At 71.0% G+C, this 9,135-nt stretch carries 9 protein-coding genes; 5 read left to right on the top strand and 4 right to left on the bottom strand.

All coding sequences use genetic code 11. The features are described from left to right. Positions 1-166 precede the first annotated feature (166 nt). The 5 genes from ACIF8T_RS23970 to ACIF8T_RS23950 all read left to right on the top strand — a co-directional run bounded on the left by ACIF8T_RS23970 (position 167) and on the right by ACIF8T_RS23950 (position 4,658). A complete protein-coding gene (locus ACIF8T_RS23970; RefSeq protein WP_400038139.1) occupies positions 167-1,534 on the top strand; it encodes a class I adenylate-forming enzyme family protein in 1,368 nt (455 codons plus the stop codon). A gap of 22 nt (positions 1,535-1,556) precedes the next feature. Continuing rightward, positions 1,557-1,802 (top strand): acyl carrier protein, encoded by a 246-nt coding sequence (locus ACIF8T_RS23965; protein ID WP_400038138.1) that lies wholly within the window; start codon positions 1,557-1,559, stop codon positions 1,800-1,802. Positions 1,803-1,914: 112 nt separating this feature from the next. Then, positions 1,915-2,880 (top strand): ABC transporter ATP-binding protein, encoded by a 966-nt coding sequence (locus ACIF8T_RS23960; protein ID WP_400038137.1) that lies wholly within the window; start codon positions 1,915-1,917, stop codon positions 2,878-2,880. Continuing rightward, complete coding sequence (locus ACIF8T_RS23955) at positions 2,877-3,725, top strand: ABC transporter permease (RefSeq protein ID WP_400038136.1); 849 nt, start codon at positions 2,877-2,879, stop codon at positions 3,723-3,725. Before ACIF8T_RS23960 ends, ACIF8T_RS23955 begins: the two co-directional genes overlap by 4 nt. 111 nt (positions 3,726-3,836) lie before the next feature. Further along, positions 3,837-4,658, top strand: coding sequence for a TetR/AcrR family transcriptional regulator (locus tag ACIF8T_RS23950; RefSeq protein ID WP_400038135.1), 822 nt, complete (start codon positions 3,837-3,839; stop codon positions 4,656-4,658). Between the two features lie 67 nt (positions 4,659-4,725). On the opposite strand, the gene ACIF8T_RS23945 is transcribed toward ACIF8T_RS23950, so the two are convergent. From ACIF8T_RS23945 to ACIF8T_RS23930, 4 genes are all read right to left on the bottom strand, one after another. Then, positions 4,726-5,841, bottom strand: a complete 1,116-nt coding sequence (locus tag ACIF8T_RS23945) for an SIS domain-containing protein (RefSeq protein ID WP_400038134.1) — start codon at positions 5,839-5,841, stop codon at positions 4,726-4,728. A gap of 35 nt (positions 5,842-5,876) precedes the next feature. Beyond that, a complete protein-coding gene (locus ACIF8T_RS23940; protein WP_400038133.1) occupies positions 5,877-6,620 on the bottom strand; it encodes an SDR family NAD(P)-dependent oxidoreductase in 744 nt (247 codons plus the stop codon). Positions 6,621-6,683: 63 nt separating this feature from the next. After that, positions 6,684-7,916, bottom strand: a complete 1,233-nt coding sequence (locus ACIF8T_RS23935; protein WP_400038132.1) for a cytochrome P450 — start codon at positions 7,914-7,916, stop codon at positions 6,684-6,686. A gap of 100 nt (positions 7,917-8,016) precedes the next feature. Continuing rightward, positions 8,017-8,970 (bottom strand): chlorinating enzyme, encoded by a 954-nt coding sequence (locus ACIF8T_RS23930; RefSeq protein WP_400038131.1) that lies wholly within the window; start codon positions 8,968-8,970, stop codon positions 8,017-8,019. Positions 8,971-9,135: the final 165 nt, after the last annotated feature.

The raw sequence follows: 9,135 nt of genomic DNA, 5'->3' as shown, positions 1-9,135 counted from the left end.
TGTCCGGACACCGCCCGAACCTAACACGGCGGTTCGCGGAGTCAACGTGGTGAACAGGCCCGCGGGCAGCGCCGGCTGTCCCGCCGGCGGGACAGTGAATTCCCGCCTGGCGCGCCCATAATCACCCTGCTAACTTCCCGATTCTTCCAGCCGGTGAGGGAGAGGCATGGCAATAGCGTCCTGGTGGGGTGAATCATTGCTGGGCGCCGGTGCGGACCGGCAGCCCTGGGTTGTTTCACGCACCGCGGAATCCAGATCCGAACTGCGCTCCGCGGTGGCCGAACTCGGCCGTACCTTCCGCGATCAAGGAATAGGCGAGAACAGTACCGTTCTGCTCCGCATGAGGCCGAGCCTCACCTACGTCCGCGTGCTGCTCGCCCTGTGGAGCCGGGGCGCGCAGGTCCTCCTGGTCGACTTCCGGGCGGCACCCGCCGAGTACGAGCCACTGGCCGCGCTGCTCCGGCCCCAGTACACGATCGACTCCGACGGGCACACCGGACCGGCGACCGGCTTCGAGGAGGAGGTCGCCTTCCGCACCTGCCCCCGGCCGTCCGGGCGCCCCGCCGCGTCCGAGGCCTGCCTCGTCCAGTTCAGCTCCGGCTCCACCGGCCGGCCCAAGGTGATCGGCCGCACCCCCGCCTCGCTCCTCGCCGAGCTCGACCGCCACGCCGCCCTGCCGGAACTGCCCGGCGCCGGCGACCGCCTGGTGCTGCTCAACTCCCTCGTGCACACGATGGGCCTGGTCACCGGCGTACTGCACGCCCTGCGGCAGGGCGCGACCGTGGTGCTGCCGCCCCTGCCCACACCGGCCGAGGTGCTGCGGGCGGCCCGGGAGACGGAGGCGATGGCGATCTACGGGGTGCCGGCCCACTTCGAACTGTTGGTCAGGACCCCGCGGGTGCCCCCGCTGCCCGCGCTCCGGCTGGCCGTCACCGGCGGCGAACGGCTGCCCGTCGAGGTGTACGAGGAGTTCCACCGCAGGTACGGGGTCCGCCTGAGCCAGGTGTATGGCGTGACCGAGACGGGCCTGCTCGCGGCCGGGCTGCACGGGCCGCGCCCGCCGCTGCTCGGCGGCACGGTGCCCGGGGTCGAGACGAAGATCGTCGACCAGGAGCTGCACGTACGCCTGGACCGGTCGCCGTACGTGCTCGACGACCAGCCCGACCGGTACGTCGACGGGTGGCTGCGCACCTTCGACCGCTTCGCCGTGGACGACGCCACCGGCGAGCTGAGCATCCTCGGCCGGCTGGACTCGCTCGTCACCGTCGGCGGCCTCAAGGTCGACCTCGCCGAGGTCGAGACCGTGCTGCGGGCGCACCCCGCGGTCGAGGAGGCGGTGGTGCTCCACCACGAGGTGATCGAGGCGTACGTCGGGGGCGAGGCGGTGCCGGAGGCGGGCGAGCTGATCGCCTGGTGCCGGGAACGGCTGAGCGCCGTCAAGGCCCCCAAGCGGTTCTTCGTCGCCCGCGCGCTGCCGCGGAACAGGACCGGCAAGCTCGTCCGCGACCGGAACGCGATCCGCTCCACCCTGTGACCCGACCCGGAGGAGAACACCAGTGATCAGCAAGGACGAGATCAGGGAGATCCTCTCCCAGAGCCGCTCGTTGGCGCTGTCCGCCGACCTCGGCGACGACGCGGAGTTCGTCATGGACTCCTTCACCCTGGTCACTCTCCAGGCGTCGCTGGAGGACCGGTACGGCATCCGTCTCGACCCCCGGTTCGAAGAGCTCCAGTCGCTGAACTCGGTCGACGAGATCCACGCGTACCTGCTCGACCGCTTCCCCGGACACGTGGCCCGCTGAGGCGGCCCTCCCCCCTTCCGCCCCTCCCGGCTCCGGCGCGCGACCGGTGCCGGGAGGGGCGGCGTGCTAACGTTTTACGCTGTAATGAGATAGCGGAAGGAGGGGAGTGACGATGCGTGCCAACGAGGCGGCGCAGCCCGCCATCGAGGTCACCGACCTGCGCATGAACTACGGATCCACGACCGTCCTGCACGGGGTGACCTTCCGGGTCGCCAGGGGCGAGGTCGTCGCACTGCTCGGCCCCAACGGCGCCGGGAAGACCACGACGATCGAGATCCTCGAGGGCTTCCGGCTGCGCTCCGCCGGCGACGTGCGGGTCCTCGGCACCGACCCGGCGCACGGCGGCGAGGAGTGGCGGGCCCGCCTGGGCGTGGTCCTGCAGTCCTGGCGGGACCACGCGAAGTGGCCGGTCCGCGAGTTCCTGGCGCACTACGGCTCCCTGTACGCGCCCTACTCCACCGAACGGGTCACCCGTCCGCGTGACGTCGACGAACTCCTCGACGCCGTCGGGCTCGCCGAGCAGGCGGGCCGCCGCGTCGGACAGCTCTCCGGCGGTCAGCGGCGCCGGCTCGACGTGGCGATCGGCATCGTCGGCCGCCCCGAGGTGCTGTTCCTCGACGAGCCGACCGTGGGCTTCGACCCGGAGGCGCGCCAGGAGTTCCACGCGCTGGTGCGCCGGCTCGCCGAGGTCGAGGGCACCACGATCCTGCTGACCACCCACGACCTGGGCGAGGCCGAGAAGCTGGCCGACCGCATCGTGATCCTGGCCCGGGGGCGGATCGTGGCCGACGCCGCCCCCGAGGAGCTGGCCCGGCAGGTGGAGACCGGCGCCGAGGTGCGCTGGGTCCGCGACGGCGAACGCTTCACCGCCTCGACCAGGACCCCGACCCGGTTCGTCCGCGAGCTGTTCGCCGCGCACGGCGCCGGCGTCGACAAGCTGGAGGTCCGCCGGGCCACCCTGGAGGACACCTACCTGGCCATGGTGCACGCCGCCGAGTCCGGCCGGGACGACGCCGGGCTCCCGGCGCTGGGCGCCCCGCGGGCCGCCGAGGAGCGGGTGGCGGAGGTGTCGTCATGAGCGTGACCGCGACCGCGACCGCCGTCCGCAGCGGACTGGCGGCGGGCCGGATCGAGACCCGGCAGTCGCTCGCCAGCGTCCAGGACGTCCTCGGCATGCTGTTCATCCCGGTCGTCCTGCTCGTCGTCGCCCTGCTCCGGCGCGGCTCCGACATCGGCGGCACCGGCTTCTCGCTCGGCTCCACCACCCTGGCCGGCCTGCTCGGCCTGACCCTCGCCTTCAACGGTTTCCAGGCCGTGGCCTTCAACCTGCTGATGGAACGCGAGGACGGCACCCTGCTGCGGGCGAAGGCCGCCCCCAACGGCATGGTCGCCTATCTGATCGGCAAGATCGTCCACTCGGCGGCGACGACCCTGATCACCACCGCCCTGCTGCTGGTGCCCGGTGTCCTGCTCTTCGACGGCGTGCGCCTGGACAGCGTCGGCGCCTGGCTCACGCTGGCCTGGGTGCTCGTGCTCGGGATGCTCGCCACGATGCCGATCGGCGCCGTCCTCGGCTCGGTGCTCACCAGCCCGCGCAACATCGGCGTCGTCATGTTCCCGCTCCTGGCCCTCTTCGGCGTCTCGGGCATTTTCTTCCCGGTCACCGAGGCACCGGAATGGCTTCAGTGGACCGCCCAGGTGTTCCCCGTCTACTGGCTCGGCCTCGGAATGCGTGCCGCATTGCTGCCGGACGAGTTCGCCGCGGTGGAGATCGGGAATTCCTGGCGGTACGTCGAGACGTTCTGCGCACTCGGCGCGTGGGCCGTCCTCGGTCTTCTGCTGGCCCCCGTCGTGCTGCGCCGAATGGCACGCAAGGAATCCGGCTCGGTCGTCGAAGAGCGCCGGAAAGCGGCTATGCAGTAGAAATCGGTGCGGGGCCGTCACGACTTCGGCGGCCCCGCGCGAAGGACGGCCGCCGATGGGCCGTGCGGTAAGGTAATGACCATCCGGTTCGGTACCAGTCAAGGGGATGTGGTGGTGGTTTTCGCCGGCCAGGGAGATTTCCGTCGTTCCTTGGCCCTGCTGTGGCGCACCCCCGGCGAGGCGGCCCCCCGGAGCGGTCCGGGACCCAGGCCGGGACTGACCGTGGACGCCATCGTGGACGCCGGGATCGCCATCGCCGACGCCTCCGGGATCTCGGCGGTCTCCATGCGCGAGGTGGGAAAGCGCGTCGGACGGACCGGAATGGCGCTGTACACCTACGTGCCCAGCAAGGACGAGCTGGTCGACCTCATGTACGACCGCGCCCTCGCCGAACTGCCCACCGACTACGACCTCACGCACGGCTGGCGCGCCGCGCTCTCGGCCTGGACGCACGACTACTGGGCGTTCTGCCTGCGCCACCCCTGGACCCTCCAGGTCTCTCAGGCGCGCCCGGTCCTCGGACCGAACGAGAACGCCATGCTGGAGACCGTCCTGCGCATCCTCTTCGCGACCGGGCTGGGCGCGCAGGTGCTGCGGCGGGTCGTCGGCACGCTGATCAACCACGTCCGGGGCGCCGCGCAGACGGTGGTCGACTCCCGGCAGGCCGCCGCCGCGACCGGGGTCTCCGACGAGGACTGGTGGGCCGCCCGCTCCGCGGCCTTCGAGGAGGTCGTGCCCGACTTCGCCGAGCGTTTCCCGACGGTCGTCCGGCTCGCCCGGGAGGCCGCGACGACCCCGCCCGACCCGGAAGGGCCGTACCTGGAACGGGAGGCGACCGAGACCTTCGACGCCGGCCTGGCGGTCCTGCTGGACGGGATCGAGGCCATCGTCCGCCGCGGCGCGCAGGACGCGCCGCGGGTGCGGGTGCCGTGAGGCCGCGCAGGGCCCGCCGTCCGGATCGCGCCGCGGCGGCGGGCCCTGCCCCGGTCCTCCCGGGCCGTCAGCCCGACGTCTTCGCCATCGCGGACTCGGCCAGGATGGAGGTCGTGTGGTACCACGGGTTGCCGGCGGCCTCGGAGATCAGGTCGCGGGACCTGGTGTCGTAGAGGCGGCCCAGGTGCAGCGCCGTGTGCTGGACGAACTCCAGCGCGGTGAAGTACTTGCGCATGAAGGTCGGCTGGTCGAGCGCGAACTCGGTCACCGTGACGTTCCGGTTCTGCGGGATGTCCCGGGTGAGCAGCCGGACGAGGTTGTCCATCTTCTGCCGCGTGTAGGCGTCGTCGTCGCTGTCCCGGAACAGCAGGACGCTGTGCCGGCGGTCCGGGTCGGACAGCGTGGCGACCTCGCTGTGGCAGAACTCGTGGAAGAAGTTCCGGGTCGCCGGTGCCATCGCCATCTCGTTGAAGTGCATCTTGGCCAGCTTCAGCAGGCTCGTGTACCACTTCGGCGACGCCAGCATGATGATGTTCGCGTCCCTGGAACTCAGGGCGGTCGCGCGGGCCAGCTCCTCCAGCGCCGGGGTGAAGTCCGTGGCCAGATGGCCCGCCAGGGCCGCGACCTCCGCCCGGTGGTCGTCCTTGACCAGGCCCAGCCGCGGGAACATGTCGAGCAGGATCGCGAAGTACTGGCCGACGTGGAAGAGCGGGTACTCCCGGTCCGGTTCGCTCAGTTCCCACCGCGCCACCGACACCCCGGCCCGCCGGCCCAGTTCGGCCAGCCGGCCGCCGGAGGTCAGCAGCAGGGTGCGGTGGTAGCGGTCCGCGAGCTGGTGGAAGACCCGCACCGGCTCCTCGGAGTGACCGCTGTAGGAGCTGACGACGAACAGCGTCCCCTCGTCGTCGACCACCGACCGCGGGACCAGGTAGGGGAAGTCGTAGTCGTTGAAGACCAGGACCTCCACTCCCGCCCCCGAGGCGTTGAGGAACGTCCCGATCACATCGGAGACGATGGCCGAGCAGCCCATCCCGGAGAAGACGATGCGGTGGAACTGCCCACTCTCGATGCGCTCGCGCAGTTCGGGTGTGACCTCGGCGAGGGAGTACTCGCCGGACTTGAGGAAGTCGGAGCGATACCTGGTCTTGAGGAAATCGGCGTACCGGTCGAGGCGTGCGAACATGAAGGGCTCTTCTCTCTCGAACAGGGCGGTGGCCGCTACCACATGAACTGGCCACCGTCGACGATGAGTTTCTGGCCGGTGATGTAGCGGGCCCCGTCGCCGACCAGGAACTCCAGGGCGTCCGCCATCTCCTCGGGCGAGCCGATCCGGCCCTGCGGGATCCCGGCGAGCAGCTCGGCGCGCGCCGTCGGGTCGGCAACCCGGTACCGGGTGCGCATCTCCTCGGTGTCGATCATCCCCGGGATCAGGCAGTTGACCCTGACGGCCGGGGCCAGTTCCAGCGCGAGGCACTTGGTGAGATGCAGCAGCCCCGCCTTGCTCGCGCAGTAGTTGACGCCGTTCGGCCGGGGCCGGATCGCGGTCGTCGCCCCGATGTTGACGACACTGGCGCCGCCCTCCAGGCCGAGCATGGCCGGGGCGAAGGCCCTGGTCAGGTGGAACGGCCCGGACAGGTTGACGTCGAGCACCTGCCGCCAGTCGTCGTCCGACATCCTGAGGAACGGCCCGTCGATGTTGCGGCCCGCGTTGTTGACCAGCACGTGGGGGGCGCCGTGCGCGGTCAGCACCCGCTCGGCGAAGGCGGCCACCGCCTCCGGGTCGGCCACGTCCAGGCGGACCGTCTCGACCTGGTCGCCGAGTTCCTCGCTCAGCAGGTCCGCGGCGGCCTTGTCGGCGCGGTACACCGCGACGACGTGGTGGCCGAGCCGGGCCAGGCGCCGGCTGAGCGCGGCCCCGATCCCCTTGGTTCCTCCGGTGCCGACAGCGGTGCGGTTCGGCATGGTCCTCTCACCGTCTCCTCGGCGCGTCGGCGGACAGCCGGGCGTACGGAACCCCCGACCCGGTCATCCGAGGACGACCGGCAGTTCGCGGAAGCGGGTCCACAACGGCATCGGCTCCAGGGCGAGTTCGGTGCGGTCGACGGCGAGCGAGAGACCGGGGTGCCGCTCGAACAGCACCTGGAGCGCCACCCGGGCCTCCATCCGGGCCAGGTTGGCCCCCAGGCAGAAGTGCACGCCGTGGCCGAAGGCGAGATGCGGGTTGGGCGAGCGGGTGACGTCGAAGCGCTCCGGCTCCTCGAACACCTCCGGGTCCCGGTTGGCGGCCGCGAGCAGCGGCAGCACCGACGCCCCCGCGGGCACGGTCCGCCCGTGCCACTCGATGTCCTCGACCGCGGTGGCCGGCCGGGTGCCGGTGATCGGCGGCAGACAGCGCGCCACCTCGTCGACCGCCGACCGCCACAGCGCCTCGTCGTCCGGCGCCGCCCGCAGCAGACCGAGCTGGTCGGGGTGGTCCAGGAGGGCGGCCACCGCGTTCGTGATCAGGTTGTACGTCGTCTCGTAGCCCGCCGTCACCAGGCTGAACACCATGGCCACCAGCTCGGTGTCGTCCAGCCGGTCGCCGGCCTCCTCGGCCTCGATCAGGCCGGTGACGAGGTCGTCCCCGGGCTCGGCCCGCTTGCGGGCGACCAGGTCGCGGGTGACGGCGACGAGGTCGCGCACCTGCGCCTCCCAGTCCTCCCGGGAGCCGCTGAACCCGCTCATCAGCGCCGTGACACCCTGCTGGAAGCGGACGCGGTCCTGCTCGCCGACCCCGACCAGGTCGGCGATGACGGTGTAGGTCACGGGGAGCGCGAAATCCCGGCGCAGGTCGACCGGGCCGCCGCCGTCCCTGCCGAGCGCGTCCAGGCGCCGCTCGGCGAGCACCCGGACCTGCTCGCCGAGATGCTCGATGCGCTTCGGCGTGAAGGGGGCGGCCACCAGGGAGCGCAGCCGGCGGTGCTCGTCGCCGTCCTTCATGTCCAGCGTGGAACTGACCAGGCGGATGTGCTCGGGGATCTCGACGCCCGGCGGAGCCCCGTACGGGGACCGCAGCAGGCGGGGATCGGTGAGCAGCGCCTTGCAGTCCGCGTAGCGGGAGACCACCCAGACGTCCTGGGCGAACGCCCCGAAGTCCAGCCGGACCTGACCCAGCGGGGCGTTCTCCCGCAGCCAGGTGTAGTGGGCGAGCGGATCGGCGGCGAACTCCGCGCCCCCCATGACGATCGGCAGGGTGACGGAGCTTGGGGTGACGGTCATGCGGGTGCCCTCCTCCAGGCAGGGGTGCGCGGCACGGGCCGGCCGGAGCCGCGCCCGTGCGGGGCACCCCTCCGGTCGGCCGGGTGTGCGGGGGTCCGGCTCAGCTCAGGAACTCGGAGATCGGAGTGCCGCGCAGCGACTCGCGCAGGATCTTGTTGTGGCCGGTGCCGTCCTCACCGCTGACCAGGACCGCGCCCCACTTGTCGAGCGGGATGCTGCCGCCGTACTCCTCGACCCGGTCGGTGTCCGGGTAGACCCGCACGCTGGTCGGGACGTAGCGGGTGGCGAAGCCCATCCGGTGGCTCTTCGCCGTGACGTTGGGCAGCGAGGCGTGCATCAGGGTGGACCAGAAGATCACGCACTGGCCGCGTCGCATCACCAGGTCGAAGGCGTCCTCCTCGGACGGCTTCCAGTCCGGGTCGATCTGGAGCTCACGGTAGTCGTAGCCGAAGAAGCCGCGCGGAACGCCGTCCTTGACCTTGGAGTTGATCTGCGTGGTGTCGTAGTTCATCCGCTTGGTCTCGTCGTAGTTCATCCGGTGGTGCGAGCCGGGGATGACCTGGAGACAGCCGTTCTCCCGGGTGGCGTCGGTGAACGCCGTCCACACCGTGAGGGTGCCCTTGCCGAACTCGGTGTCGGTCTCGCCGGGCCACAGGATCTGCGGCTTGCCGCTGGCGTTGGCGAAGGTGTCCGCCTGGTGCCAGTCGGTCCCCTCGTCGCCCGGGTACTTCGGGAAGAACTCCGTGCGCCAGCACAGGACGTCGGGTCCCAGGATGGACGCGACCCGATCGGTGATCCTCCGGTTGCACACGTGCTTCATGAGCAGGTCGACGTCGAGGTGGCGGTCGTAGTTCGCGATGTTGGTCGCGCCGGACATCGCCTCGTCGACCGGGTAGGCCGCGTGCGAGCGGTCGAGGACCTCGCGACGGGCCCGGCGCCACAGGGCGTCCATCTCTTCCGGGGTGTAAATCGTCAGCGGTCCGATGTAGCCGTTCTCCCGGAAGAACTCGAGCTCGGTTTCCGAGAGCTGCCACTGGTGAGTGTCAAGTGTCATGCTGGATTCTCTCCGGATGCGTCCTCGAATTACTGGCGGACGATTGCGGGACGCGTCGGTCAAAGCCGTGACGGAAGGGGAAAGGAGTCGCGACGTCCCGGATGCGCTGGAAGTTCGGCGTGATCGGAACCTAGCCGAGCACCGAAGCATTGTCGACGCGTAGGC

Origin of the sequence: Streptomyces sp. NPDC085946 (assembly GCF_044540485.1) — a bacterium.
Taxonomy (GTDB): domain Bacteria; phylum Actinomycetota; class Actinomycetes; order Streptomycetales; family Streptomycetaceae; genus Streptomyces.
This window is presented reverse-complemented; position numbering and strand designations above follow the sequence as displayed.